The organism is Pseudomonas sp. LABIM340, assembly GCF_040017195.2.
GTDB lineage: Bacteria > Pseudomonadota > Gammaproteobacteria > Pseudomonadales > Pseudomonadaceae > Pseudomonas.
Window position 1 is genome coordinate 6,193,466 of sequence record NZ_CM200227.1, and the last position, 25,067, is coordinate 6,218,532.

Annotated in this window: 22 protein-coding genes; 14 read left to right on the forward strand and 8 right to left on the reverse strand. The window is 66.2% G+C overall.

The annotated features are described in order from the left end of the window. Window positions 1–4: 4 nt before the first annotated feature. From arcA to ABKS89_RS28530, 4 genes are all read left to right on the forward strand, one after another. Window positions 5–1,261, forward strand: a complete 1,257-nt coding sequence (gene arcA / locus ABKS89_RS28515) for an arginine deiminase (RefSeq protein ID WP_138213804.1) — start codon at window positions 5–7, stop codon at window positions 1,259–1,261. Between the two features lie 140 nt (window positions 1,262–1,401). Next, on the forward strand, window positions 1,402–2,412 hold the full coding sequence (locus ABKS89_RS28520) for an ornithine carbamoyltransferase (RefSeq protein WP_065086518.1): 1,011 nt from the start codon (window positions 1,402–1,404) through the stop codon (window positions 2,410–2,412). A gap of 69 nt (window positions 2,413–2,481) precedes the next feature. Next, window positions 2,482–3,414: a carbamate kinase gene (arcC, locus tag ABKS89_RS28525; RefSeq protein ID WP_138213803.1), complete on the forward strand. Its 933-nt coding sequence runs from the start codon at window positions 2,482–2,484 to the stop codon at window positions 3,412–3,414. 255 nt (window positions 3,415–3,669) lie between these two features. Beyond that, on the forward strand, window positions 3,670–5,568 hold the full coding sequence (locus ABKS89_RS28530; protein WP_348588461.1) for a beta-ketoacyl synthase: 1,899 nt from the start codon (window positions 3,670–3,672) through the stop codon (window positions 5,566–5,568). Between the two features lie 74 nt (window positions 5,569–5,642). On the opposite strand, the gene ABKS89_RS28535 is transcribed toward ABKS89_RS28530, so the two are convergent. Then, window positions 5,643–6,467: an HDOD domain-containing protein gene (locus ABKS89_RS28535; RefSeq protein WP_138214273.1), complete on the reverse strand. Its 825-nt coding sequence runs from the start codon at window positions 6,465–6,467 to the stop codon at window positions 5,643–5,645. A 194-nt stretch (window positions 6,468–6,661) separates the two neighbouring features. On the opposite strand from ABKS89_RS28535, the gene ABKS89_RS28540 reads away from it, so the two are divergent. Together ABKS89_RS28540 and ABKS89_RS28545 are read left to right on the forward strand one after the other, a co-directional pair. Continuing rightward, window positions 6,662–7,201, forward strand: a complete 540-nt coding sequence (locus tag ABKS89_RS28540) for a type 1 glutamine amidotransferase domain-containing protein (protein ID WP_138213801.1) — start codon at window positions 6,662–6,664, stop codon at window positions 7,199–7,201. 88 nt (window positions 7,202–7,289) lie between these two features. Then, window positions 7,290–8,486, forward strand: coding sequence for a class I SAM-dependent rRNA methyltransferase (locus tag ABKS89_RS28545; protein ID WP_081515305.1), 1,197 nt, complete (start codon window positions 7,290–7,292; stop codon window positions 8,484–8,486). A 177-nt stretch (window positions 8,487–8,663) separates the two neighbouring features. Here ABKS89_RS28545 and ABKS89_RS28550 read toward each other — a convergent pair whose 3' ends face one another. Further along, the gene (locus ABKS89_RS28550; protein WP_348588462.1) at window positions 8,664–8,978 is read right to left on the reverse strand and encodes a hypothetical protein; all 315 of its coding nucleotides are present in this window, start codon (window positions 8,976–8,978) and stop codon (window positions 8,664–8,666) included. Between the two features lie 376 nt (window positions 8,979–9,354). Between ABKS89_RS28550 and ilvD the strand changes: the two genes are divergently transcribed. Continuing rightward, the gene (gene ilvD / locus ABKS89_RS28555; protein WP_138213799.1) at window positions 9,355–11,193 is read left to right on the forward strand and encodes a dihydroxy-acid dehydratase; all 1,839 of its coding nucleotides are present in this window, start codon (window positions 9,355–9,357) and stop codon (window positions 11,191–11,193) included. 66 nt (window positions 11,194–11,259) lie between these two features. On the opposite strand, the gene ABKS89_RS28560 is transcribed toward ilvD, so the two are convergent. Further along, window positions 11,260–11,715 carry a pilin gene (locus tag ABKS89_RS28560; RefSeq protein WP_138213798.1) on the reverse strand — a complete coding sequence of 152 codons (456 nt, stop codon included), beginning with the start codon at window positions 11,713–11,715 and terminating at the stop codon, window positions 11,260–11,262. Between the two features lie 269 nt (window positions 11,716–11,984). Between ABKS89_RS28560 and ABKS89_RS28565 the strand changes: the two genes are divergently transcribed. Together ABKS89_RS28565 and ABKS89_RS28570 are read left to right on the forward strand one after the other, a co-directional pair. Beyond that, window positions 11,985–13,376 carry a nucleobase:cation symporter-2 family protein gene (locus ABKS89_RS28565; RefSeq protein WP_138213797.1) on the forward strand — a complete coding sequence of 464 codons (1,392 nt, stop codon included), beginning with the start codon at window positions 11,985–11,987 and terminating at the stop codon, window positions 13,374–13,376. A 48-nt stretch (window positions 13,377–13,424) separates the two neighbouring features. Next, the gene (locus ABKS89_RS28570) at window positions 13,425–13,892 is read left to right on the forward strand and encodes a metallophosphoesterase family protein (protein ID WP_348588463.1); all 468 of its coding nucleotides are present in this window, start codon (window positions 13,425–13,427) and stop codon (window positions 13,890–13,892) included. Between the two features lie 256 nt (window positions 13,893–14,148). Here ABKS89_RS28570 and ABKS89_RS28575 read toward each other — a convergent pair whose 3' ends face one another. Continuing rightward, a complete protein-coding gene (locus ABKS89_RS28575; protein ID WP_348588464.1) occupies window positions 14,149–15,522 on the reverse strand; it encodes a GTPase/DUF3482 domain-containing protein in 1,374 nt (457 codons plus the stop codon). Next, window positions 15,515–16,900, reverse strand: a complete 1,386-nt coding sequence (locus ABKS89_RS28580; RefSeq protein WP_348588465.1) for a DUF2868 domain-containing protein — start codon at window positions 16,898–16,900, stop codon at window positions 15,515–15,517. The genes ABKS89_RS28575 and ABKS89_RS28580 overlap by 8 nt, the downstream gene beginning before the upstream one ends. A gap of 164 nt (window positions 16,901–17,064) precedes the next feature. Between ABKS89_RS28580 and ABKS89_RS28585 the strand changes: the two genes are divergently transcribed. The 4 genes from ABKS89_RS28585 (at window position 17,065) to ABKS89_RS28600 (ending at window position 20,153) form a co-directional block, all read left to right on the forward strand. Then, window positions 17,065–18,087 carry a hypothetical protein gene (locus ABKS89_RS28585; RefSeq protein ID WP_348588466.1) on the forward strand — a complete coding sequence of 341 codons (1,023 nt, stop codon included), beginning with the start codon at window positions 17,065–17,067 and terminating at the stop codon, window positions 18,085–18,087. Beyond that, window positions 18,084–19,151 carry a hypothetical protein gene (locus tag ABKS89_RS28590; RefSeq protein ID WP_138213792.1) on the forward strand — a complete coding sequence of 356 codons (1,068 nt, stop codon included), beginning with the start codon at window positions 18,084–18,086 and terminating at the stop codon, window positions 19,149–19,151. The genes ABKS89_RS28585 and ABKS89_RS28590 overlap by 4 nt, the downstream gene beginning before the upstream one ends. A gap of 20 nt (window positions 19,152–19,171) precedes the next feature. After that, window positions 19,172–19,684 carry a dihydrofolate reductase gene (locus ABKS89_RS28595; protein WP_348588583.1) on the forward strand — a complete coding sequence of 171 codons (513 nt, stop codon included), beginning with the start codon at window positions 19,172–19,174 and terminating at the stop codon, window positions 19,682–19,684. Between the two features lie 163 nt (window positions 19,685–19,847). After that, complete coding sequence (locus tag ABKS89_RS28600; protein ID WP_171039391.1) at window positions 19,848–20,153, forward strand: double zinc ribbon domain-containing protein; 306 nt, start codon at window positions 19,848–19,850, stop codon at window positions 20,151–20,153. A 35-nt stretch (window positions 20,154–20,188) separates the two neighbouring features. Here the strand turns inward: ABKS89_RS28600 and ABKS89_RS28605 are convergent, their stop codons facing one another. Both ABKS89_RS28605 and ABKS89_RS28610 read right to left on the reverse strand, forming a co-directional pair. After that, window positions 20,189–21,979 carry an acyl-CoA dehydrogenase C-terminal domain-containing protein gene (locus ABKS89_RS28605; RefSeq protein ID WP_348588467.1) on the reverse strand — a complete coding sequence of 597 codons (1,791 nt, stop codon included), beginning with the start codon at window positions 21,977–21,979 and terminating at the stop codon, window positions 20,189–20,191. A 2-nt stretch (window positions 21,980–21,981) separates the two neighbouring features. Further along, window positions 21,982–23,217, reverse strand: coding sequence for a 3-hydroxyacyl-CoA dehydrogenase (locus ABKS89_RS28610; protein ID WP_348588468.1), 1,236 nt, complete (start codon window positions 23,215–23,217; stop codon window positions 21,982–21,984). 104 nt (window positions 23,218–23,321) lie between these two features. On the opposite strand from ABKS89_RS28610, the gene ABKS89_RS28615 reads away from it, so the two are divergent. Next, window positions 23,322–24,221, forward strand: a complete 900-nt coding sequence (locus ABKS89_RS28615) for a LysR family transcriptional regulator (protein ID WP_348588469.1) — start codon at window positions 23,322–23,324, stop codon at window positions 24,219–24,221. A gap of 233 nt (window positions 24,222–24,454) precedes the next feature. Here ABKS89_RS28615 and ABKS89_RS28620 read toward each other — a convergent pair whose 3' ends face one another. Then, the gene (locus ABKS89_RS28620) at window positions 24,455–25,057 is read right to left on the reverse strand and encodes a nitroreductase family protein (RefSeq protein WP_348588470.1); all 603 of its coding nucleotides are present in this window, start codon (window positions 25,055–25,057) and stop codon (window positions 24,455–24,457) included. Window positions 25,058–25,067 lie beyond the last annotated feature (10 nt).

The following is a 25,067-nucleotide window of genomic DNA, read 5'->3' on the forward strand; positions in this document are numbered from 1 at the left end:
TCTCATGAGCACGGAAAAAACCAAACTTGGCGTCCATTCTGAAGCTGGCAAACTACGCAAAGTGATGGTCTGCTCGCCCGGACTCGCCCATCAACGCCTGACCCCGAGCAACTGCGACGAGTTGCTGTTCGACGACGTTATCTGGGTGAACCAGGCGAAGCGCGACCACTTCGACTTCGTCACCAAGATGCGCGAACGCGGCATCGATGTTCTGGAAATGCACAACCTGCTGACCGACATCGTGGCGAACCCCGAAGCCCTGAAGTGGATCCTCGATCGCAAGATCACCGCTGACAGCGTCGGCCTCGGCCTGACCATCGAGCTGCGCTCCTGGCTCGAAAGCCTGGAGCCGCGCAAACTGGCCGAGTTCCTCATCGGCGGCGTGGCCTCCGACGACATCCCGGAAAGCGAAGGCGCCAAGGCGCTGAAGATGTACCGCGACTACCTGGGCCACTCCAGCTTCCTGCTGCCGCCGCTGCCCAACACCCAGTTCACCCGTGACACCACCTGCTGGATCTACGGCGGTGTGACCCTGAACCCGATGTACTGGCCGGCGCGACGTCAGGAAACCCTGCTGACCACCGCCATCTACAAGTTCCACCCGGAATTCACCAACGCCGAATACGAAGTCTGGTACGGCGATCCGGACAAGGACCACGGCATGTCCACCCTCGAGGGTGGTGACGTGATGCCCATCGGCAATGGTGTCGTCCTGATCGGCATGGGCGAGCGCTCCTCCCGCCAGGCCATCGGCCAGGTAGCCCAGGCGCTGTTCGCCAAGGGCGCTGCCGAGAAAGTCATCGTCGCCGGCCTGCCGAAATCCCGCGCCGCGATGCACCTGGACACCGTCTTCACCTTCTGCGACCGCGACCTGGTCACCGTCTTCCCCGAAGTGGTGAAAGAGATCGTTCCGTTCATCCTGCGCCCGGACGAGAAGAGCCCCTACGGCATCAACGTCCAGCGCGAAGACAAGGACTTCATGACCGTCGTCGCCGAGTCCCTGGGCCTGAAGAAACTGCGCGTCGTCGAAACCGGCGGCAACAGCTTCGCTGCCGAACGCGAGCAGTGGGACGACGGCAACAACGTGGTCTGCCTGGAACCGGGCGTGGTGGTTGGTTATGACCGCAACACCTACACCAACACCCTGCTGCGCAAGGCTGGCGTGGAAGTCATCACCATCAGCGCCGGCGAACTGGGCCGGGGCCGTGGCGGCGGTCACTGCATGACCTGCCCGATCATCCGCGACCCGATCGACTATTGATCGATCGGCACCCGATAACCGCGACTACCTCAACCAGAGCGCATTGACCTCACGAGGCGGCCCTTGCCAGGGCCGCCTGCCCCGCCAGCCACGAGCTGTACTGACGCGGGCCGAGATTGGATCCCACAAGGAGAAACACCATGGCTTTCAACATGCACAACCGCAACCTGCTCAGCCTGATGCACCACAGCACCCGCGAGTTGCGCTATCTGCTCGACCTGTCCCGCGACCTGAAACGCGCCAAGTACACCGGTACCGAGCAGCAACACCTGAAAGGCAACAACATTGCGCTGATCTTCGAAAAGACCTCGACCCGCACCCGCTGCGCCTTCGAAGTCGCCGCCTATGACCAGGGCGCCAACGTCACCTACATCGACCCGAACTCCTCGCAGATCGGCCACAAGGAATCGATGAAGGACACCGCCCGCGTACTGGGCCGCATGTACGACGCCATCGAATACCGTGGCTTCAAGCAGGAAATCGTCGAAGAGCTGGCCAAGTTCGCCGGCGTCCCGGTGTTCAACGGCCTGACCGACGAATACCACCCGACCCAGATGCTGGCCGACGTGCTGACCATGCGCGAACACAGCGACAAGCCCCTGCACGACATCAGCTATGCCTACCTGGGCGACGCCCGCAACAACATGGGTAACTCCCTGCTGCTGATCGGCGCCAAGCTCGGCATGGACGTGCGCATTGCAGCTCCCAAGGAACTCTGGCCGACCGACGAACACGTCGCCGCCTGCAAGAAGTTCGCTGAAGAAAGCGGTGCCCGCATCACCATCACCGAAGACCCGAAAGAAGCCGTCAAGGGCGTGGACTTCATCCACACCGACGTCTGGGTATCCATGGGTGAGCCGGTCGAAGCCTGGGGCGAACGCATCAACGAGCTGCTGCCCTACCAAGTCAACATGGACATGATGAAGGCCGCCGGCAACCCGCGCGTGAAGTTCATGCACTGCCTGCCCGCCTTCCACAACAGCGAGACCAAGGTCGGCAAGGAAATCGCCGCCAAGTACCCGAACCTGAAGAACGGCATCGAAGTGACCGAAGACGTCTTCGAATCCCCGTACAACATTGCCTTCGAGCAGGCGGAAAACCGCATGCACACCATCAAGGCAATCCTCGTTTCGACCCTCGCCGACATGTAATGCCGGACAGCCCCGGACCGCGACAAGGTCGCCGGTCCGGGCGCTCCCACTCTTTCGGAGGAAATGAATATGCGTATCGTCGTCGCATTGGGCGGTAATGCCCTGCTGCGTCGTGGCGAGCCCATGACTGCCGACAACCAGCGCACCAACGTACGGATCGCTGCCGAACAGATCGCCAAGGTTGCCCCGGGCAACGAACTGGTGATCGCCCACGGCAACGGCCCGCAGGTCGGCCTGCTGGCCCTGCAGGGCGCGGCCTACGAGAAGGTCAGCCCGTACCCGCTGGACGTTCTCGGCGCCGAGACCGAAGGCATGATCGGCTACATGATCGAACAGGAAATGGGCAACCTGCTGCCGTTCGAAGTACCGTTCGCCACCCTGCTCACCCAGGTCGAGGTCGACTCCAAGGACCCGGCCTTCCAGAACCCGACCAAGCCCATCGGCCCGGTCTACTCCAAGGAAGAGGCCGAAGCCCTCGCCAAGGAGAAAGGCTGGAGCATCGCCCCGGACGGCGACAAGTTCCGTCGCGTCGTGGCCAGCCCGCGTCCGAAGCGCATCTTCGAGATCCGCCCGGTCAAGTGGCTGCTGGAGAAAGGCACCATCGTCATCTGCGCAGGCGGCGGCGGTATTCCGACCATGTACGACGAATCCGGCAAGAAACTCTCCGGCGTCGAGGCAGTGATCGACAAGGACCTCTGCTCCTCGCTGCTGGCTCAGGAACTGTCGGCTGACATCCTGATCATTGCCACCGACGTGGACGCGGCCTACATCGACTGGGGCAAACCGACCCAGAAAGGCATCGCCCAGGCCCACCCGGACGAACTGGAACGCTTAGGCTTCGCCGCCGGCTCCATGGGTCCGAAGGTCATGGCCGCCATCGAGTTCGCCCGCGCGACCGGCAAGGACGCAGTGATCGGCTCGCTGGAAAACATCGTCGCCATCACCCAAGGCAAGTCCGGTACTCGCGTCAGCACCCAGAAACCCGGCATCGAATACCGCTGAGTTTTGCCGCGGTAAAAAACGGGAGCCCTTCGCGGCTCCCGTTTTCATTCATGAGCCCTGCAGGATTCGCCTAGGAACTCGTCGCCTTCTTCCGACAAATCCTGGCGCGAGCGTGACTCGGCGGTCATCATCCTCGTCAGCTAAAGCATTCCGAATCACTAGAAGCCACGCCTGGCTTTGTGCCACCGGGCTGCCCCTGCATGGGCCACCGTCGTCCGGCGCGCAAGATGCACTTGCTGAAGGAGTTTCCGAGAGATGTCTCGACTACCGGTCATCGTTGGTTTTGGTGGATATAACGCGGCTGGCCGCAGTTCCTTCCACCATGGGTTCCGCCGCACCGTCCTCGAATCCATGGAGTCCGCCGCCCGCCAGGAAACCCTCGCCGGTCTCGCGGTCATGATGAAACTGGTCAAGGTCGTCGACGGCCAGTACCAGGACGCCGACGGCAACAGCCTCGACCTGGCCGCCATCGAGCAGCGCTTCGAGCAGCAGATTCGCCAGTCCACCCTGATTCGTCGCATCGAGCTGCAATACCTCGACGTCGACGCCGCGCACTGCCACAAGAGCCTGACCGTCAGCGCCGCCGGCAGCCCGGTGACCTTCACCAGTCTGCGCAAGCAACTGCCCGAGCCGCTGCCGGCCAACTGGTCGGTGGAAGAACTCGAAGGCGGCGAAGTCCGCGTCACCCTGCACGACAGCTGCGAATTCAAGGTCGACAGCTACCGCGCGCTGCCGGTGAAATCCGCCGGCCAGCTGCCCACCGGCTTCGAGCCGAGCGAACTGTACAACTCGCGCTTCCACCCGCGCGGCCTGCAGATGTCCGTGGTCGCCGCCACCGACGCGGTGCGCTCCACCGGCCTCGACTGGCAGACCATCTGCAACGCCGTCCAGCCTGACGAAATCGCCGTGTTCTCCAGCAGCATCATGAGCCAGCTGGACGAAAACGGCTTCGGCGGCCTGCTGCAGTCGCGCCTGCGCGGCCACCGCGTATCGGCCAAGCAGCTGCCGCTGGGCTTCAACAGCATGCCCACCGACTTCATCAACGCCTACGTGCTGGGCAGCGTCGGCATGACCGGTAGCGTCACCGGCGCCTGCGCCACCTTCCTGTACAACCTGCAGAAAGGCATCGACGTCATCACCACCGGCCAGGCCCGCGTGGCCATCGTCGGCAACGCCGAAGCGCCGATCACCTCCGAGATCATCGAGGGCTACGCCGCCATGGGCGCGCTGGCCACCGAGGAAGGCCTGCGCCACATCGAAGGCCGCGACGACGTCGACTTCCGCCGCGCCAGCCGCCCGTTCGGCGACAACTGCGGCTTCTCCCTGGCCGAGTCCGCACAGTACGTGGTGCTGATGGACGACGCCCTGGCCCTGGAGCTGGGTGCCGACATCCACGGCTCGGTGCCGGACGTGTTCATCAACGCCGACGGCTTCAAGAAGTCCATCTCCGCCCCCGGCCCGGGCAACTACCTGACCATGGCCAAGGCCGTGGCCGCCGCCGCGCAGATCGTCGGCGAGAAGAGCGTGCGCCAGCACAGCTTCGTCCACGCCCATGGCTCCAGCACCCCGGCCAACCGCGTCACCGAATCGGAAATCCTCGACCGCGTCGCCACCGCCTTCGGCATCGACGGCTGGCCGGTTACCGCGGTGAAAGCCTTCGTCGGCCACTCCCTGGCCACCGCCAGCGCCGACCAGATGATCTCCGCCCTGGGCACCTTCCGCTACGGCGTCATCCCCGGGATCAAGACCGTCGACAAGTTTGCCGACGACGTCTTCAAGGACCATATCGCCCTGTCCAACAGCGACGTGCGCCGCGACGACCTGGAAGTCTGCTTCATCAACTCCAAGGGCTTCGGCGGCAACAACGCCACCGGCGTGCTGCTGTCCCCGGCCGTCACCGAAAAGATGCTGCGCAAGCGCCACGGCGACGCCGCCTTCGCCGACTACCAGGTGCGCCGCGAAGCCACTCGCGCTGCCGCCCGGCAGTACGACGAAGCCGCGACCCAGGGCCGTTTCGACATCATCTACAACTTCGGCAACGACATGATCGACGAGCAGGCCATCGAGATCAGCGACCGCGGCATCCAGGTCCCCGGCTTCAGCCAGACCATTGCCTACAAGAAGGACGCACGTTTCAGCGACATGCTCGACTGATCGCCGACGTTGAACGAAAAAGCCGGGAAGATGCCCGGCTTTTTCATATCCAGCTCCAGTGCAGGAACCTGAGGTCAGTACGTCCCCTGCCCCACGCCCAACTCGAGAATGCTCGCCTTGAGATTCTCGAAGTCGTATTCGCTGAGCCCGACGTAATCCAGAACCAGCGCGCGCACGCTCTCCCACTCGTGGTCCTCGTCCTGGTTGCCCAGCACGCGGTACGAGCCGCAGATGTGCTCGGCCATCTTGAGGATCGCCAGCAGGTTCTTCAGCTGGGTATCGCGGCAGTTGTCCTCGCTGAAGATAGACAGCGCATTGTGGTGGTTGGCGATGGCCTCGCAGACGTGCTCCGGCAGGCGCCAGGAGCGCGCGGTGAAGTAGCCGACCACCGCATGGTTGGTGTTCAGCACGCGGTTCTCGGTGTCCACCACGCGGCGCTCGTCGCTGGCGCTGGCGTAGGCCTCCTCCAGCACCGCCATGTAGTGCGGGAAGCGCTTGAGCATCAGCGGGATGCCGCAGTTGTGGAACAGCCCCAGCGCGTAGGCCTCGTCCACCGACTCGTAGCCGATGCGCTTGGCCAGGGTCAGACAGCTCATGGCCACGTCCTGGGCGGTGTCCCAGAAGCGGTTGAGGGTAACGATGGTGGCGTCGGTCATCTCGCCCTTGATCGACTGGGCGTTGATCAGGTTGATCACCGAGCGGCTGCCCAGCAGGTTCACCGCGCGCTGGATCGAGGTGATGCGGTTGGCCAGGCCGAAGAACGGCGAGTTCACCAGTTTCAGCAGCGCACCCGACAGACCCGGATCCTGGCTGATCAGCTTGGCGATCGCCTTCAGGTCCGGGTTGGGCATGAACTGCTCCATCTGCAGGTCAACCATGATCTGCGGCTGCGGCGGCACGCTGATGCCCTGCAGGGCCTGACGTATCTGTTCGGCGGAGAGTTCTTGAGACATGGGGCGCGCTGGGAAAAGTTGACGGGGCGCACAGTTTACCCAGAGCCGAGGCTTCTGGAAGTGCTGCTTTTGATTGAACTTTCATCGGCGGCTGTGTCGGAACCTTTACACCCAAGCGGACGAAATGGGAGACAAGCCACATGAGCCAGACACTCAAAGGCAAGACCATTGCCATCCTGGTCACCGACGGTTTCGAGCAGGTGGAGCTGACCGGCCCCCGCGACGCCCTGAAGGAAGCCGGCGCCAGGGTGAAGATACTCTCCGACAGCAAGGACAAGGTGCGCGGCTGGAACCACGACCAGCCGGCAGACAACTTCAAGGTCGACGGCACCTTCGAGACAGCGCGCATCGAAGAGTACGACGCCGTGCTGCTGCCAGGCGGGGTGATCAACGCCGACCAGATCCGCAACCTGCCCAAGGCCCAGGAAATCGTGCAGAAGGCCGCCGAGGCGGACAAACCCATCGCGGTGATCTGCCATGGCGCCTGGCTGCTGGTCTCCGCCGGCCTGGTGAGGGGCAAGACCATGACCAGCTGGAACTCGCTCAAGGACGACATCAACAATGCCGGCGGCCACTGGGTCGACCGCCAGGTGGTCAAGGACGGACTGCTGATCAGCAGCCGCAAGCCCGACGATATCCCCGCCTTCAACAAGCAGCTGATCGAAACCCTGGCCGCCTGAGCGCCGCCGATCAAAAGCCCGTGCGCCGCGCTCCGGCGGCGCACGCTGCTGCGCTATAATCCCGCTCTTTTTGCCGGAGCCCTTCCCCATGACCCTGCCCAGCCTGCGTCTGAAAGCCAACGCCGAGCGCCGCCTGCGCGCCGGCCACCTGTGGGTCTACAGCAACGAGGTGGACGTCGCCGCCACCCCGCTGAACGGATTCGGCGCCGGCGAACAGGCCATCCTCGAAATGGCCAACGGCAAGCCGCTGGGCATCGTCGCGATGAGCCCGAACAACCTCATCTGCGCCCGCCTGATTTCCCGCGATACCAAGCACGTTCTCGACAAATCCCTGCTGGTTCACCGCCTGAACGTCGCCCTGAGCCTGCGCGACCGCCTGTTCGACAAGCCTTTCTACCGCCTGGTCTACGGCGACTCGGACCTGCTGCCGGGCCTGGTGGTGGACCGTTTCGGCGACGTGCTGGTCGTCCAGCTCGCCTCGGCGACCATGGAGAAGCACCGCGACGACGTGCTCGCCGCCCTGCTGCAGGTGCTCAAGCCCAGCGCCGTGCTGTGGAAGAACGATTCCAGCGCCCGTGACGCCGAAGGCCTTGAGCGCTATGTCGCCAACGCGTACGGCGAAGTCCCGGAATGGGTCGCCTTGGAAGAGAACGGCGTGAAGTTCGAAGCCCCGGTGCTGGCCGGCCAGAAGACCGGCTGGTTCTACGACCACCGAATGAACCGCGCCCGCCTGCAGCCCTACGTGCAGGGCAAGCGCGTGCTCGATCTGTTCAGCTACATCGGCGGCTGGGGCATTCAGGCCGCAGCCTTCGGCGCCAGCGAAGTGATGTGCGTCGATGCCTCCGGCTTCGCCCTCGACGGCGTCGAGCGCAACGCCACGCTGAACGGCCTCGCCGAGAAAGTCGCCTGCGTGGAAGGTGACGTGTTCGACGCCCTGCGCGAGCTGAAAGCCGCCGACGAGCGCTTCGACGTGATCGTTGCCGACCCGCCCGCCTTCATCAAGCGCAAGAAGGACCTGAAGAACGGCGAGGCCGCCTACCGCCGCCTCAACGAACAGGCCATGCGCCTGCTGTCCAAGGACGGCGTGCTGGTCAGCGCTTCCTGCTCCATGCACCTGCCCGAGGACGACCTGCAGAACATTCTGCTGGGCAGCGCCCGCCACCTGGACCGCAACATCCAGCTGCTCGAGCGCGGCGGTCAGGGCCCGGACCACCCGGTCCACCTGGCGATCCCGGAAACCCGCTACATCAAGAGCCTGACCGTGCGCCTGCTGCCCAACGGTTAAGGCATCACGGCACGTCAAAGAACGGGGCGCTTCCGCGAGGGGCGCCCCGTTTTTCATTGCAGCGGCGGGTGACGGATAACGCCTGGGGCGTTATGCGCCCTACGGATCCGAAGTCGCGTAGGGCGCATAAAGCGGAACGCTTTATGCGCCGTCTTCAGCCCTGCGGGAGCACGGCCTTTACTTCATCGGCATCAATGAATCCGCCTCGCTGATCACTGCGTTGCCGGTCTTGCGCTCGAACAGGCACAGCTCGCGGCCCGGTTTACCCTTCATGTGCTTCTGCGCATAGGTCCCCCCGATCATCAGCGCCGTGTAGCCCACGCTGTCATCGAACAGCACCGGCGAGCCGAGCACCTTCTTGTTCTGCAGATGGCTCAGCGCCAGGCAGGCTTCGCGCTGCTGCTTGTCCTGCGCCTGCCAGGCCGCGTCGGACGAGGCCTGCACACTGCCGGCAAACAGCGCGACGAGCAGGGCGATGCGGGTGACTTTCATGGGGTTGCTCCTTCAACGAACGGGACGGGAAAAGCGCCAGTGGCCATTCAGACCACGCCGGGGCGGCGAAAGTCTATGCCTTGTGCCGACCGCCAGCCTTTCCCTGGCGGCAAGGCCCGGCGTAGAATCCGGGGCATTCCTGCCATTTATCCCCCGGCGGGCCTGTGAGCCCCGGCCGAGCAGGCGGTGACCCCGCCATGCCCCGCGCCGACCTCGCCCATGCAAGGCCATCTGCTGTTTGCATCCGGTGCGTACCGCGCTCACGATACGACTTAGAGTTTGCTCAAGGTCTCGCCGGCCAGCCCTACCCGCTGTACGCCGCCGCACAGAAGACCCGGATCGACTCCCACCGTGACCTGATGCGCAGGAACCTGTCATGCCCGATTACCGCTCGAAAACCTCCACCCACGGCCGCAACATGGCCGGCGCCCGTGCCCTCTGGCGCGCCACCGGGATGAAGGACGAAGACTTCAAGAAGCCGATCATCGCCATCGCCAACTCCTTCACCCAGTTCGTGCCCGGCCACGTGCACCTGAAGGACCTGGGCCAGCTGGTCGCCCGCGAGATCGAAAAACACGGCGGTGTGGCCAAGGAATTCAACACCATCGCCGTCGACGACGGCATCGCCATGGGCCATGACGGCATGCTCTATTCCCTGCCGTCGCGCGAGATCATCGCCGACTCCGTGGAATACATGGTCAACGCCCACTGCGCCGACGCCATCGTCTGCATCTCCAACTGCGACAAGATCACCCCCGGCATGCTGATGGCCGCCCTGCGCCTGAACATCCCGGTGGTGTTCGTCTCCGGTGGCCCGATGGAAGCCGGCAAGACCAAGCTGGCCAGCCACGGCCTGGACCTGGTGGATGCCATGGTCGTCGCCGCCGACGACTCCTGCTCCGACGAAAAGGTCGCCGAGTACGAGCGCAGCGCCTGCCCGACCTGCGGCTCCTGCTCCGGCATGTTCACCGCCAACTCGATGAACTGCCTGACCGAAGCCTTAGGGCTTTCCCTGCCGGGCAACGGTTCGACTCTGGCCACTCACGCCGACCGCGAGCAACTGTTCCTGCGCGCCGGCCGCCTGGCCGTCGAGCTGTGCCAGCGCTACTACGGCGAAGGCGACGAGTCGGTGCTGCCGCGCAACGTCGCCAGCTTCAAGGCGTTCGAGAACGCCATGACCCTGGACATCGCCATGGGCGGCTCGACCAACACCATCCTGCACCTGCTGGCCGCTGCCCAGGAGGCGGAGATCGCCTTCGACCTGCGCGACATCGATCGCCTGTCGCGCAAGGTGCCGCAGCTGTGCAAGGTCGCGCCGAACATCCAGAAGTACCACATGGAAGACGTGCACCGCGCCGGTGGCATCTTCTCCATCCTCGGCGAGCTGGCCCGTGGCGGCCTGCTGCACACCGACGTACCGACCGTGCACAGCCCGAGCATGGCCGACGCCATCGCCGAGTGGGACATCACCCAGACCCAGGACGAGAAGGTCCACACCTTCTTCAAGGCCGGCCCCGCCGGCATCCCCACGCAAGTGGCCTTCAGCCAGAGCACCCGCTGGGACACCCTCGACGCTGACCGCGCCGAAGGCTGCATCCGTAGCGTCGAGCACGCCTACTCCCAGGAAGGCGGTCTGGCCGTGCTGTACGGCAACATCGCCCTCGACGGCTGCGTGGTGAAGACCGCCGGCGTGGACGAATCCATCCACGTGTTCGAAGGCCGCGCGAAGATCTTCGAAAGCCAGGACGGCGCCGTGAAGGGCATCCTCGCCGACGAAGTGAAGCCGGGCGACATCGTGATCATCCGCTACGAAGGCCCGAAAGGCGGCCCGGGCATGCAGGAAATGCTGTACCCGACCAGCTACCTGAAGTCCAAGGGCCTGGGCAAGGACTGCGCCCTGCTCACCGACGGCCGCTTCTCCGGCGGCACCTCGGGCCTGTCCATCGGCCACGCCTCGCCGGAAGCCGCCGCGGGCGGCGCCATCGGTCTGGTACAGGACGGCGACAAGGTGCTGATCGACATCCCCAACCGCAGCATCAACCTGCTGGTGAGCGATGAAGAACTGGCCACCCGCCGCGCCGAGCAGGACAAGAAGGGCTGGAAGCCGGCTCAGCCCCGCGCGCGCAAGGTGAGCACCGCGCTGAAAGCCTACGCCCTGCTGGCCACCAGCGCCGACAAGGGCGCGGTGCGCGACAAGGCGCTGCTGGACGGTTGAGTCTGGTGGTGACATGAGAGAGCCCGGCAAATGCCGGGCTTTTTATTGCGTGCCGAAAGCTGAAGATCAACCTTCCTTCGCGGCGGATTTGGCGCAACCGCCTGTCCCCGGTTTGATTCCGCGGTCGGCGTCGCAGATCGAACCCTCCACTTTCCAGTTGATATTGGCAGCGCCCGGCTTGATCTCCGGAGTCATCGTCATTTCGAGATTGTTGCCAGCAGCATTGGTCGCACTGATCGTGGTTTTGATGATCCCTTTCGCGACGTCATAGGAAATGACGTTATCAGTCGCAACACTTGCCGGAATGCCAAACGTTCCCTTGTCACATTCCTCCGACTTTCCCGTTTCCGTCACGCAAAGCCCCACAGAAGTTTTCACTGCGGACAACTCCGCCATCGCCGCCGCAGCCTTGGCGCGCGACGAGTAATCCGAATACAGCGGCAAGGAAACCGAAGCCAGAATCCCGATGATCGCCACCACGATCATCAGCTCGATCAAGGTGAAGCCCTGTTGTTTGCGCATCTGCGTATCCCTCTGGGTTGAGCCGGAAACCCGAATGGCTCCGGATGCATTCCAGTGAAGCCATGCCAGCGGGCCAACACACTCAGACGCGTCCGCGCACCCTGTTGAAATTTCGGCAGTTTTCCCCAGGCCGAAAGCCTCCCGGGTACCGCCGTACAGAGACGGCGTAGGAACTCAGGCTTCCCCATTCATCCCGACTTGCCTCATGGCACTGTGCGATCCCGCCGTGGGCCAGTAAAATCGCGCTCTTTTTTCCCGGACCGCCGCCCATGAGCTCCCTCGAGAACCCGTCCGCCGCCAAGGACCAGCCCGACCTGGTCTACGGCCTGGAAGACCGCCCCGCCCTGCCCATCGCCCTGCTCGCGGCGCTGCAGCACCTGCTGGCGATCATCGTGCCCATCGTCACCCCCGGCCTGCTGATCTGCCAGGCGCTGGGCGTGTCGCCGCGCGACACCAACCTGATCGTGTCGATGTCGCTGGTGATCTCCGGCATCGCCACCTTCGTCCAGTGCAAGCGCTTCGGACCGTTCGGCGCGGGCCTGCTGATCGTCCAGGGCACCAGCTTCAACTTCGTCGGCCCGCTGATCGCTGGCGGCGCGCTGATGGTGAAGAACGGCACCCCGGTAGAAGCGGTGATGGCGGCGATCTTCGGCGTGGTCATGGCCGGCTCGTTCGTGGAGATGGGCGTGTCGCGCATCCTGCCCTTCGTGAAGCGCCTGATCACCCCGCTGGTCACCGGCATCGTGGTGCTGATGATCGGCCTCACCCTGATCAAGGTCGGCCTGATCAGCATGGGCGGCGGCTTCTCCGCCATGGGCAACGGCACCTTCGCCAACGGCGAGAACCTGATGCTGTCGGGTCTGGTGCTGGCGATCATCGTCATCCTCAACCGCATCCCGGTGGTGTGGATGCGCAGCGGCGCCATCGTCATCGCCCTCGCCGTGGGCTACGCGCTGGCCGGCTACCTGGGCCGCCTGGACTTCACCGGCATGCACGAAGCGCCGGCCTTCCAGGTCCCGGTACCGCTGCACTTCGGCCTGGGCTTCTCCTGGAGCCTGTTCATCCCGATGCTGGTGATCTACCTGGTGACCTCGCTGGAAGCCATCGGTGACGTCACCGCCACCAGCAAGATTTCCAAGCAGCCGGTCGAAGGCCCACTGTGGATGCAGCGCATCAAGGGCGGCGTGCTGGTGAATGGCGCCAACTCGCTGCTGGCCGGCCTGTTCAACACCTTCCCCAGCTCGGTGTTCGCGCAGAACAACGGCGTGATCCAGCTGACTGGCGTCGCCAGCCGCCACGTCGGTCTGTGGATCGCCGCGATGCTCGTCGTGCTGGGCCTGTTCCCCAGCGTCGCCGGGGTGATCCAGGCCGTTCCCGAGCCGGTGCTCGGCGGCGCGGTGATGGTGATGTTCGGCGCGGTCGCCGCCTCGGGCATCAACATCCTTGCCGGCACCCACCTGGACCGCCGCGCGCTGCTGATCATCGCCGTCAGCCTGGCGCTGGGCCTGGGCATCTCGCAGGTGCCGGAGTTCCTCGCGCACATGCCACACGCGATCCGCAACGTGCTGGAATCCGGCGTCGCCACCGGCGGCATCTGCGCCCTGCTGCTGAACTGGTTCCTGCCCGAATCCGACGTCGCCAAGGCCTCGCACAACGGCTGATCCGCCACGACGCCACCTTCGGGTGGCGTCGTCGTTTATGCTCCCCGGATGACCACCTCCCTGCGCATCGGCGTCATCGCCGACACCCACGGCCTGCTGCGCCCTGAAGCGCTGGCGGCGCTGCAAGGCTGCGAGCGCATCCTGCACCTGGGCGACATCGGTCCCGCCTCATTGCTGGATCAGCTGCGCAAACTGGCGCCACTGGACGTGGTGCGCGGCAACAATGACACCGACGACTGGGCCGCCGCGCTGCCGGAAACGCTGCAGCTGGAACTGGGCGGGCTGCGGCTCTACCTGATCCACGACCTCAAGCAGTTGGCCATCGACCCGCCGGCCGAAGGCATCGATATCGTGCTGGCGGGGCATTCGCACAAGCCGCTGAACGAGGTACGCGATGGGGTGCTGTACCTGAATCCGGGCAGCGCGGGACCGCGACGGTTCAAGCTGCCGATTGCGTTGGCGGTCCTGACCGTGGCCGGGGGAAAGGCCGAGGTGGAGATGATCTCGCTGGTCTGACGCAGACCTTGTAGGAGCGCGCCATGCGCGCGATCGCGGGCATGGCCCGCTCCTACAGGGATCATCGTCGCGTGTGCTTCCCCTCACCCTAGTCCGCTCCCAACGAAAGAAGGAGCAGGTCATTCCAGTCGTAGGGCGCATAACGCGCCAGCGTTATCCGCCGCACGTTCGCCGGCGGATAACCTGTTCCAGGTTATTCGCCCTACGGACTGCTTTTCGTAGGAGCGAGAATGCTCGCGCGCGCCCCGCGCGGTATTCACGGTTCGAGCAGATGCGTGGCCAACTGCGCCACCGCCTCCTGCCGCTCGGTCTTCTCGCTGCGCAGACGACCATTGAGGCCGGACCACTCCGGATGCGCTCGCGCCTTGCGCAGGGCCTCGGGCAACTTGCCCTCGCGCCATTGCTTGTCTTCGGGCGATTGCACCTGGATCGCTTCCACCGCCGCATGCCCGCGCGTCTGCAAAGCTGCCAGCAGTTGCCGCTGCCGCAGTGCCAGCAAACGCAGCACGCTGTCGTCCACCGACAACTCGCGGCTGCCCTTGAGCTTGCCCAGCAGGCGCTGGCCGTAATGGCCGACGGTCTGCCAGGCCCCGCCAGCGATGGCGCCCAGCGCAGTGGCTGCGCCAAGGGTCAGGCCACCGACCAGCAGATCGATCCCCGCCCCCGCTGCCGCGCCAGCCGCAACGCCACCGCCGAGGCGAATGCCCAGTTGGCGGAGGGTTTCCGGGTTAAACAGGTCATCGCCCCAGCGCCCATCCAGCAACGGCAGGTCGGCGGCGTGGGCGTCGTCCTTGCGGAAGGCATAGAGGCTGAGCAGCGCCTTCACGCAGGTGTCTTCGCGCTTGCGCACCTGATTGCGCAGCGTCTCGGTGGCTGCTCGAACAGCACTGTCGCCAGCGGGCACCAGTTGGCGGCAGGCAGCGACATCCACCAGCAACTCGGCGATCAGCCGCGCCCCGGCCTCACGGCGGGCGACGGCCTGGGCCTCGTGATCGGCCACCAGCCGATCAAGCTGCGGGCGCGCGCGCTCCAGCAGCAGCGCCAGGCTTTCGTACAGACGACGCTCGCCATCCAGCGGCGGCGCGACGCTGTCGAAACGCACCAGCGCGTGCAGACCGAGACGGGACAGTGCCTCGCGCCACTGCTCCTCGCGGTGCTGCGGGCTGGCGACGAAGTTGAGTACCGGCAGCAGCGGCCGCGCACAGGCGGCCAGCACTGCCAGTTCGTCGCGGTACTTGGCCAGCACCGGTTCGCGGGCGTCGATCACATAGAGGCCGGCGTCGGAGGCGAGCAACTGGCGCAGCACCTTGGCTTCTTGCTCGAAGCGGCCGCGGGCTTCACTACCATCAAGGAAACGACGCAGCTTCTCCGGCCCATCCAGGCGCTCGCCGGGGCGCTCCAGCCCATCAAGGAAGTCGCGCAGGGCGATGGCGTCCTCCAGGCCGGGCGTGTCGTACAGCTCCAGCAGCGGCTCGCCGTCCACCGACAGCCGCGCGCCCTCTACATGACGCGTTGTGCTGGGGCGATGGGATACCTCGCCAAAGCCCACGTCGCGAGTCAGGGTGCGCAGCAGGGAGGTCTTGCCGACGTTGGTGTGGCCGACCACGGCCAGTTTCAGCGCATCAGTCATGCCCGGTCTCCAGCCAGCCCAGGGGCGACGCCGAGGTGTGCGGCAGTTGCAGGCGCTCGATGCCGGCGTGCCAGTCGCCCAGGCGCTCGGCGTCCAGCGCCTCGCCCGTCGGCGCCTGCAGCAGCCAGACGCGGGTGGCGGCGGCGCAGCGCGAGAGTTCGGCGATCAGCGCCAGGGTGCCGCGATCCGGCGAGCGACGCGGGTCGCAGGCGATCACCAGGCGCGCCGGCGGGTAGCGGGTGAGTTGCTCCAGCAGCCGACGGCGCTGGGCACCGTCGTCGAGGTCGCCGGCATTGGCGATGCCTTCGGCCAGCTTCGGCGGCCAGTTGGGCCGGTCGAGCAGTTCGATGGATACCAGCACGGCGCCGTCGGCGGTGGTCGCCGGGGCCTGTGCCTGCGGCTCGACCAGTTCGTCCGGCGCAGCATCGCTGACGCCCAGGCGCTCGCTGGCCGGCATCAAACGCTCGCGCAGCAGGGCGTAGCCGGGCAGCGAGACATCCAGCGCCAGCTGCGCACGCCCGCGCTTCCAGCGCCACAGGCAGAGCAGCCAGAGCGCGCCGCGCAGCAGCACGCCGTACACCAGCAGGATGCCCACCAGCCAGCCGGCCCAGGCGTGGCGCGCGTTTTCGCTGGCCACCAGGGCATCGCCGCTGGCGCGCACCAGTTCGGCATTCGGCTGCGGGAAGCCGAGCAGCGACGGCAGCGCGCCGAGGCCGTGGGTCAGGGCGATGAAGGTGTCGCCGCCGAGGATGGTGGTCTCCCAGACGAAGCCGTAGCGCCGCGTCGCCAGCAGCGCCAGCATCACGCCGAGCGCGCTGGCCAGGGCGACGAGCCAGAGGCCGTGGACCAGCAGGCCGAGCGCCCAGCGCGTGAGCTTCTGCCGGTCCAGCAGCACCAGCAGCGCGGGCGCCAGCTGGGCGGCGTGGGCGTCGCGGGCGAACTTGCCGCTCAGCCACAACCACAGGCGGCCAAGCGCACCGGCGGCCTCGCCGCCGGCGAAGAAGGCCAGGGTCCAGCCCGTCAGGGTGATCAGGTGCAGGCCGAGCAGGCTGGCCAGGGCCCAGAACACGTTGACCGGGCGCAGGCCGTCGCCGAGGGCGGCGAAGGCCAGGCCGCCGCCGGTGAACAGCGCCAGCGCCAGCAGCAGGTACAGCGCCAGGCGTGAGCCTTGCACCCAAGTGCTCAGGGCAGCGCGCTGGCCTGAGCGTTCGGCGAGCAGCAACGCGCGGTGTTGCAGGCGGCGGGCGAGGTCGCCACCGCTGACGATGGCGCGGCGGTTGGCTTCGCTGTCTTCCAGCGGGCCGACCTGTTCCTCGCGCAGGCGCACGGCCTCGCACAGCCACAGGGATTCGAGGGCGGAAGCGGGGGTTTCGCTCACGGGGTCTCCGACAATCGGTACTCGGCACCAAGGATAACCGCTGCTCGCCGCCGCGTCCCGGCACCGCCGGTAACACCCGGTGGCGTCAACCAAACCAAGGGGGGGCTCTCGCCGTGCCCGGCCAGCCTCACACTCGGAAAAAACAACAAGAATGAGGCCTCGCCATGCTGCGCTCGATGCTCAGTGCCTTGCCCCTGCTGCTGGCCGCCGCCACCGCGGCTGCCGTGGAAACACCGCCGGTGCGCCCCTCCGCCTGGGGCCCGGACACCCCGCTGATGCAGGCCGTGCCGCCGCGCGTGCTGGACGCCAACGTCAGCGCCCGGCAGTCCGACAGCAACACCTCGCAACTGTGGATCAGCCACACCGACTTCCGCCTGCACGACGACATCGGCTTCTTCATCCGCAAGATGCTGATCCAGATGAGCCCGGTGGCAGGCGCCGGCACACCGCTGATGCTGGATGATCCGAAATCCATGGTCGCGCGCATCCAGGCCGGGGACATCTTCGTCGCCGACGCCACCCTCGCCAGCCTGCTCAACGAGGAGCTGCGCAACGCCAACGCGCCGGTGCGCAACCTCAAGCTCAGCACCCGCGCCGACGGCCAGGAGGTCCACGGCGAACTGCTGCGCAAGGGCCGCTGGCGGCCGCTGCGGATGGTCACCGGGATCGAGCAGGCGGGGCCGTTGAAGGTGGCGCTGGTGCCGCAGCGGATCTTCGTCGACGGGGTGGACGTCACGCCGTCGCTGAGCGCCGCCTCCATCGAGATGTCCGAGGTGCTGCAACTGCACACCGCGCACATGCAGCTGATCGGCAACCGCATCCTGGTCGACCTCGACGGCCTGTTCCCGCCGCCGCGCCTGGACTTCACCGTGAGCCACCTGAAGCTCGCCGACGGCGGCATGGACCTGCTGCTGGGCAGCGACCTGGCCGAGTTGAAATGGCCGCAGCTCAAGGCGCCGCAGAGCTACATGTTCATCGAGGGCGGCGACATCAAGATGGCGCGGACCATCTTGGTCAAGGCCTACGCACTGTTCACCAGCCTGAGCCCCGACGCGCCGCTGCTGTTCAACCTCTACGACTACCGCCGCCAGCTGCAGTACGGCGAAATCCGCCTGCGCGAGGACGGCATGGTGCACATCGCCGTCTCGCCGGTTAAGGCGCCGGCCCCGGAGGAGAAAGCCCTATGAGAACCCTCCTTGCTTCCCTTCTTTGCCTCACGCTGGCCGGCCAGGCCGTCGCCGAGAGCGCCATCGACAAGCAGCAGCGCGAACTGGGTGTGCTGCGCCAGGGCTGGTTCCAGCAGACGCCACCGGCGCCGGACTTCAAGGCCAGCCGGCCGGGCGGCCTGCGCGATTCCGGGCAGGACGGCGTGGGCATCCTGCTGCACAACGTGGACATGTACTTCCAGGGCAACATCGGCTTCCACAGCCCGCAGCTCAAGGGCTGGCTGGTGCCGCTCAAGGCCGGCGAGCCGATCGACTTCGACCGTCCGCAGGACATGCGCATCAACGTCTCCGAGGGCGAGGTGATCCTCAGCCCCGAGCAGCTCGCCAACCTGTTCAACCAGCACATCCTCGCCTACCCGGAAACCATGCTGCGCGAGTTCAGGCTGAGCATCGAAGGCGACCGCCTGCTGGTCTCCGGCGAGGTGCAGCCGCTGGGCGTCGGCCCTTGGCTGCCGCTACGGCTCTCCGGCACGGTGAAACTCGACGGCGACAACCTCGACTACCAGCCCGACAGCGTGAAGGTGCTCGGCGTGCCCAGCTACGGCGCCATGAGCCTGGTGGGCCTGCGCCTGGATTCGCTGGTGACCCTGGAGCGGCCCGGCGCGGTGCTGCAGGACAACGTCATGCACCTGAACTACCACCAGGTCTTCCCGCTGGTGGGCATCGACGGCCGCGTCGAATCAACCTGGCTGGACGCCAAGGGCCTGCACCTGAAGTTCACGCCCAGGGAAGGCGCCGCCTCACTGGCCTTCGAGCCGCCGCGCCAGGCCGGGCAGTCCTACATCTGGCTGCAGTCGGGCGACCTGAAGATCTTCGAGATCCTCATCACCTATTCCCAGGTGCTGCTCAAGGCCGAGCGGCCGGACCAGACCCTGGCGTTCAACCTCAAGGACTATCGCAAGGTGCTGGCCACCGGCATCACCCAGGTCAACGAGGACGGCACCTTCTTCATGCGCGTTCCGCCACCCGCCGGCCCCGCCGACGGCGAGCGGCTGGTATCCTCTGGCAACGGGAGTTCCCGCTGATGTTCACCACTGGAGTCGAGATGACCCAAGCACTGCCCCTGGCGATGATCGCCGCCCTTGCCGAGAACCGCGTGATCGGCGTCGACAACCGCCTGCCCTGGCACCTGCCGCAGGACCTCAAGCACTTCAAGGCCATGACCCTGGGCAAGCCGGTGATCATGGGCCGAAAGACCTGGGACTCCCTCGGCCGCCCGCTGCCGGGCCGCCTGAACATCGTGGTCACCCGCCAGGCGGGCCTCACGCTCGAAGGCGCGGAAGTCTTCACCAGCCTCGACGCCGCCCTGGAGCGCGCCGAGCAATGGGCCAGGGAAGAGGAAGCCGACGAGCTGATGCTGATCGGCGGCGCGCAACTCTACGGTGAAGCACTGGGCCGCGCCGACCGTCTCTACCTGACCCGCGTAGGCCTGAGCCCGGCCGGTGATGCGCACTTCCCCGAAGTGAGCGAAAGCCAGTGGCACCTGGCCTCGAGCATCGAACATGACGCGGAAGGCGAGACGCCGGCCTATGCGTTCGAGGTATGGGAGCGGGCCTGAGCCCCGTCCCGCTGATACGAGAGCGCCGCTCCTGGTCACCGGAGCGGCGTTTTTCATGGGCGCGCTTGCTCGAAATCTCCGCTCACACTCCCAAGCCTTGACCCTGTAGCAACTACAGGCTGCCCAATGACTCCACCCCACGACGGGAAACTGGAGGTACATCATGGGTTGGCTCGAACGTTTGATGATGGGCGGTCACCACGGCCGCGGCGGTTATGGCGGCGGTCATGGCGGACACGGCGGCGGTTACGGCGCACCGGGCTATCCGCCGGCACCCGCGCCACCCCCGACTGCCAATGCGGTTCCCACCCAGCCCTGCCCGCAGTGCAGCGCACAGAATCCTCAGGACAGCCGCTTCTGCCACAACTGCGGCGGCTCGCTGCAGGCCGCGCCCTGCAAGGGCTGCGGCGCCGCTGTCGCGCCCCAGGCGCGCTTCTGCGCGCAGTGTGGCCAGGAGCGCGGCAGCTGACTGAAGGGCCCGCAGAAAACCCGCGGGCCCTGCATTCAGAACGCGAAGTGCTCCGCGTCCAGCGCCATCAGGCAGTCCGCGCCGCCCAGCAGGGCCTCGCGATGCATGCTGGCGCGCGGCAGGATGCGCCTGACGTAGAACTCGGCGCTGGCGAGCTTGGCGCGGTAGAAGTCCGCGTCGCCCTCGCCGGCTGCCAGCTTCGCCTGCGCCACGCCGGCCGCCTGCAGCCAGAGGCCACCGAGCAGCACGTAGGAGCAGTACTGCAGGAAGTCCACCGAGGTGGCGCCGATTTCCTGCGGATCGCGCTGGCAGGCGGCGATCACTTCGCTGGTGAGGCTGCGCCATTCCAGTAGGCGTTGCCGCACAGTTTCCGCCAGGCTGGCCAGTTCGGTGCGCGCGCCGACGGTTTCGCAGATGGCCGCCAGTTCACCGATCAGCGCGTTCAGCTCCGCACCGCCGTCGCCCAGCAGCTTGCGGCGGATCAGATCGAGCGCCTGGATGCCGTTGGTGCCTTCGTAGATCTGGGTGATGCGGCTGTCGCGCATCAGCTGTTCCATGCCCCATTCGCGGATGTAGCCGTGGCCGCCATAGACCTGCACGCCGAGGCTGGAAACCTCCTGGCCGACGTCGGTGAAGAACGACTTCACGATGGGGATCAGCAGCGCCGCACGCTTGCTCGCGGCCTTGCGGCCATCCGCCTCGGGGTGGCCGTGCTCCAGGTCCAGTTCGCGGGCGCAGAGCGCGGCGATCATCCGGCAACCTTCGGTGAGGGTCTTCTGGGTCAGCAGCATGCGCCGCACGTCCGGATGGACGATGATCGGATCGGCGGCCTTGGACGGCTCGGCCGCACCGGTCAGCGCGCGCGATTGCAGGCGCTCGCGGGCATAGGCCAGCGCGCCCTGGCAGGAGCGCTCGGCGATGCCGAGGCCCTGCAGGCCGACCTGGAAGCGCGCGTCGTTCATCATGGTGAACATGCACGCCAGTCCCTGGTTGGCCTGGCCGATCAGCCAGCCGGTTGCGCCGTCGAAGTTCATCACACAGGTGGATGCGCCCTTGATGCCCATCTTGTGCTCGATGGCGCCGCAGCTCAGGGAGTTGCGCGCACCCGGCGTACCGTCGGCATTGGCGATGAACTTGGGCACGAGCAGCAGGCTGATGCCCTTCACCCCGGCCGGCGCATCCGGAAGGCGCGCCAGCACCAGGTGGACGATGTTCTCGGAGAGGTCCTGGTCGCCACCACTGATGAAGATCTTGCTGCCGCTGACGCTGTAGCTGCCGTCCGCCTGCGGTTCGGCACGGGTGCGCAGCAGCGCCAGGTCGGTGCCGGCCTGGGGCTCGGTGAGGCACATGGTGCCGCTCCACACGCCGCTGACCATCTTCGCCAGGTAGTCGCGCTGCAGCTCCGCTGCGCCATGTTTGTACAGCGCCAGCACCGCGCCTTCGGTGAGGCCGGAATAGACGCGGAAGGACAGCGAGGCGGCCATCAGCATCTCGTGGAAGCTGGCCGCGACCATCTGCGGGAAGCCCTGGCCGCCGAATTCGGTCGGGCCGGTCATGCTCGCCCAGCCGTTGTCGCAGTACTGCTGGTAGGCCTCACGGAAACCGTCAGGCGTGGTGACTTCGCCATTGAGCAAAGTCGCGCCCTGCTCGTCGCTATTGCGGTTCAGCGGGGCGACCACTTCGCCGGTGTAGCGCGCGCCTTCTTCCAGCACGCCGTCGATCAGTTCGCGGTCGAGGGCGTTGCCCAGCAGCTCGCAGTGGGCGCTGACATCGAACAGTTCGTGGAGGACGAAACGCATGTCGCGCAGGGGTGCCTGGTAACTCATCTTCAGTGCTCCTGTTTCACGTCGGCGAAGCGGCCATTGGCGGCGGCCAGGCGCTCGATCAGCGCGGCCGGCTGCCAGTGCGCGCCGTGCTCGCCGGCCAGGTCACGCAGGCGCGCCAGCACGCTCTGCAGGCCCTGGGCATCGGCCCAGGCCATTGGGCCGGACTTGTCCTTGGGGAAGCCATAACCATTGAGGTAAACGGTGTCGATATCGGCGCTGGTGGAGGCAATGCCTTCGTCGAGAATCTTCGCGCCTTCGTTGACCAGCGCCAGCAGGCAGCGCTCGAGGATTTCCTCGGCGCCGATGTCGCGGCGCTCGTAGCCCAGGCGCTCGGACTCGCGCAGCACCAGGGCGTCCACTTCCGGGTCGTGCTCGGCCTGGCGGCTGCCCGGCTCGTAGTGATAGAAGCCGTTGCCGCTCTTCTGGCCGAAGCGGCCCATCTCGCACAGGCGGTTGTCCACCTGCACGGTCGGCGCATCCTGGCCCTTGCCGGCCAGCTCGCGGGCGCGCCATTCGAGGTCGATGCCAACCACGTCGAACATGCGGAACGGCCCCATGGCGAAGCCGAAGCCCTGGATTGCCGCGTCGACCTGGTGCGGCAGCGAGCCTTCTAGGATCAGCCGGCGCGACTCCTGGACGTACTTCTCCAGCATGCGGTTGCCGATGAAGCCGTGGCAGTTGCCGGCCACCACGCTGACCTTGCCCATGCGCTCGCCCAGTTCCAGCGCCGCTTCGAGTACGGCGGGAGCGGTCTTTGCGCCGCGCACGATCTCCAGCAGCTTCATGATGTGCGCCGGGCTGAAGAAGTGCAGACCGAGCACCTGGGACGGCCGCGAGGTCACCGCAGCGATGGCATCGACGTCCAGGTAGGAAGTGTTGGACGCCAGGATGGCCGAGGGTTTCAGCGCCGCGTCCAGCTCGCGGAAGATCGATTGTTTGAGCTCCAGGTTCTCGTATACCGCCTCGATCACCAGGTCCGCCTCGCGGATCGCCGCGTAGTTCGCCGCCTGGGAGATGCGCGCGCGGCGACGGGCCGCTTCGGCCTCGTCAATGCGGCCCTGGCGCACGTTGTGGGCATAGGTGTCGGCCACGGCACCGAGGGCCTGGGTGAGCATCTGCGGGTTGTTGTCCAGCCACAGGACCTGCACGCCGGCGTTCGCCAGGCACATGGCAATGCCCCGGCCCATGGTGCCGGCGCCGATGACGGCGGCGCTGGCGATGCGGATGTTCTGGCTCATGTTGTTCCTCTTGTCAGCCTGAAACGCTCGTTTGAAGACCACTCACCTTAGGGAAGGCGGTACTATTTTTGAAATTTTGAGTTGTGATAAGTGGAATTCAGCCAATGAATATGACCACCTTCGACCTCAACCTGCTGCGGGTGCTGGATGCGCTGCTGCGCGAGCGCAACGTCTCGCGCGCGGCGGAGCGCCTGTCGCTGAGCCAGCCGGCGGTGAGCAATGCGCTGAACCGCCTGCGCGAGCTGCTCGATGATCCACTGCTGGTGCGCGTGGGCCGGGCGATGCAGCCGACGCCGCGGGCGCTGGAGCTGGAAGCGCCGATCCGCGACGCCCTGCAGCGCATCGGCCAGAGCCTGGCCGGTGGCGACACCTTCGACCCGGCGCGCAGCCGCCAGCGTTTCACCCTGGCGCTGACGGACTATGTGGAAGCGCTGTGCATGCCGCACCTGCTCGAAAGTCTGGGTAGCGCGGCGCCCGGCATGGGCCTGAGCATCCAGCACCTGACGCCGACGCTACCGGCCGAAGCCCTGGACAAGGGCAACCTCGACCTGGTGCTGGGCCGCTTCGAGGAACTGCCGGCACGCTTCCAGCGCCGCCCCTGGGCCAGCGAGACGCTGCGCCTGCTGGCCCGGCGCGGACATCCGCAGGTGTACGGCGGGATCGATCTGCAGACCTTCCTCGGCCAGCGGCACCTGTGGGTTTCCGGCGGGCAGACCAAGGGCATGGTCGACCAGTGGCTGGCCAGCCAGGGGCTGAAACGGCAGATCGCCTACACCACGCCCAACTACTTGCAGGCGGCGCACCTGGTGGCGACCACGGATTTGCTCACCGTGCTGCCGACGCGGCTGGCCGCGCACTTCGCCCAACTGCTGCCGTTGCAGGTGCTGGAGCTGCCGTTCGACGTGGGGCAGTTCCACCTGGAGCTGGTCTATCTCGCCCAGCGCGAGCGGGATACGGCGTTGCAGTGGCTGATCGAGCGGATTGTGGAGTCCGCGCCGGAGTGAGGTCTACAAGATCAAATGCCCCTCACCCTAACCCTGGCTGCGCGCCCCGCTCCTCAAGCGGGAGAGGGGACCGTTCGGTGCAGGATGAAACCTCAGCGTCAGCCGGGACGGACTGCCCCCTCTCCCTGAGGGAGAGGGCTGGGGTGAGGGGAGCGCCCTAGCGCTTATATTCCAGGAAAAGACAGTCACGCCTGCGTAAACAAAAACGCGCCCGGAGGCGCGTTTCGTGGGGATCAGAAGCGATCGCGAATGATCGTCTCTTCCAGCGGCAGGCGGCCGATGCGCGGGCGGGCTTCCACCGCCTGCTTGCCCACAGCGATCATCAGGCCGATGGCATGGCTGGCCGGCAGGTTGATCAGCTTGCCCACGGCGTCGAAGTCGAAACCGACCATCGGCACGCTGTCCAGGCCGCGGCCACGGGCGGCGAGCATCAGGGTCTGGGCCACCAGGCCGCTGCTGCGCATGGCTTCGTCGCGCTGGGTCTGCGGCTTGTCGCGGTAGTAGCCGTCGATGGCGCCGACCATGTAGTTCTTCACTTCGACCGGGGCGCCATCCCACACGCGCTCGGCGTTCTGCTCCCAGCTGTCGACCTGCGCGCAGACGATCACCAGCATCGAGGCGTCGGTCATCTGCACCTGGTCCCAACCTGCCGCGCGAATCTGCGCGCGCAGCTCAGGGTCGCTGACTTCCACCAGACGCACGTGCTGCAGGTTGAACGAGGTGGGAGCGAGCAGCGCCTGTTGCAGCAGGTCGTCCTTCTCCTCGCGGCTCATCACATAGGAAGTGTCGAAACCACGAATGGAACGGCGGCTGCGGATGGCGTCTTCGATCAGCATGGAAAATCCT

What these genes read in the sequence shown, in the direction of transcription:
- ABKS89_RS28610 (WP_348588468.1), bottom strand. Translation starts at nt 23,217, where the DNA reads ATGAGCCAGAACATCCGCATCGCCAGCGCCGCCGTCATCGGCGCCGGC.
- ABKS89_RS28530 (WP_348588461.1), top strand. Translation starts at nt 3,670, where the DNA reads ATGTCTCGACTACCGGTCATCGTTGGTTTTGGTGGATATAACGCGGCT.
- ABKS89_RS28560 (WP_138213798.1), bottom strand. Translation starts at nt 11,715, where the DNA reads ATGCGCAAACAACAGGGCTTCACCTTGATCGAGCTGATGATCGTGGTG.
- ABKS89_RS28545 (WP_081515305.1), top strand. Translation starts at nt 7,290, where the DNA reads ATGACCCTGCCCAGCCTGCGTCTGAAAGCCAACGCCGAGCGCCGCCTG.
- ABKS89_RS28615 (WP_348588469.1), top strand. Translation starts at nt 23,322, where the DNA reads ATGAATATGACCACCTTCGACCTCAACCTGCTGCGGGTGCTGGATGCG.
- ilvD (WP_138213799.1), top strand. Translation starts at nt 9,355, where the DNA reads ATGCCCGATTACCGCTCGAAAACCTCCACCCACGGCCGCAACATGGCC.
- ABKS89_RS28575 (WP_348588464.1), bottom strand. Translation starts at nt 15,522, where the DNA reads ATGACTGATGCGCTGAAACTGGCCGTGGTCGGCCACACCAACGTCGGC.
- ABKS89_RS28585 (WP_348588466.1), top strand. Translation starts at nt 17,065, where the DNA reads ATGCTGCGCTCGATGCTCAGTGCCTTGCCCCTGCTGCTGGCCGCCGCC.
- ABKS89_RS28540 (WP_138213801.1), top strand. Translation starts at nt 6,662, where the DNA reads ATGAGCCAGACACTCAAAGGCAAGACCATTGCCATCCTGGTCACCGAC.
- ABKS89_RS28590 (WP_138213792.1), top strand. Translation starts at nt 18,084, where the DNA reads ATGAGAACCCTCCTTGCTTCCCTTCTTTGCCTCACGCTGGCCGGCCAG.
- ABKS89_RS28570 (WP_348588463.1), top strand. Translation starts at nt 13,425, where the DNA reads ATGACCACCTCCCTGCGCATCGGCGTCATCGCCGACACCCACGGCCTG.
- ABKS89_RS28550 (WP_348588462.1), bottom strand. Translation starts at nt 8,978, where the DNA reads ATGAAAGTCACCCGCATCGCCCTGCTCGTCGCGCTGTTTGCCGGCAGT.
- ABKS89_RS28600 (WP_171039391.1), top strand. Translation starts at nt 19,848, where the DNA reads ATGGGTTGGCTCGAACGTTTGATGATGGGCGGTCACCACGGCCGCGGC.
- ABKS89_RS28565 (WP_138213797.1), top strand. Translation starts at nt 11,985, where the DNA reads ATGAGCTCCCTCGAGAACCCGTCCGCCGCCAAGGACCAGCCCGACCTG.
- arcA (WP_138213804.1), top strand. Translation starts at nt 5, where the DNA reads ATGAGCACGGAAAAAACCAAACTTGGCGTCCATTCTGAAGCTGGCAAA.
- ABKS89_RS28605 (WP_348588467.1), bottom strand. Translation starts at nt 21,979, where the DNA reads ATGAGTTACCAGGCACCCCTGCGCGACATGCGTTTCGTCCTCCACGAA.
- arcC (WP_138213803.1), top strand. Translation starts at nt 2,482, where the DNA reads ATGCGTATCGTCGTCGCATTGGGCGGTAATGCCCTGCTGCGTCGTGGC.
- ABKS89_RS28520 (WP_065086518.1), top strand. Translation starts at nt 1,402, where the DNA reads ATGGCTTTCAACATGCACAACCGCAACCTGCTCAGCCTGATGCACCAC.
- ABKS89_RS28595 (WP_348588583.1), top strand. Translation starts at nt 19,172, where the DNA reads ATGACCCAAGCACTGCCCCTGGCGATGATCGCCGCCCTTGCCGAGAAC.
- ABKS89_RS28620 (WP_348588470.1), bottom strand. Translation starts at nt 25,057, where the DNA reads ATGCTGATCGAAGACGCCATCCGCAGCCGCCGTTCCATTCGTGGTTTC.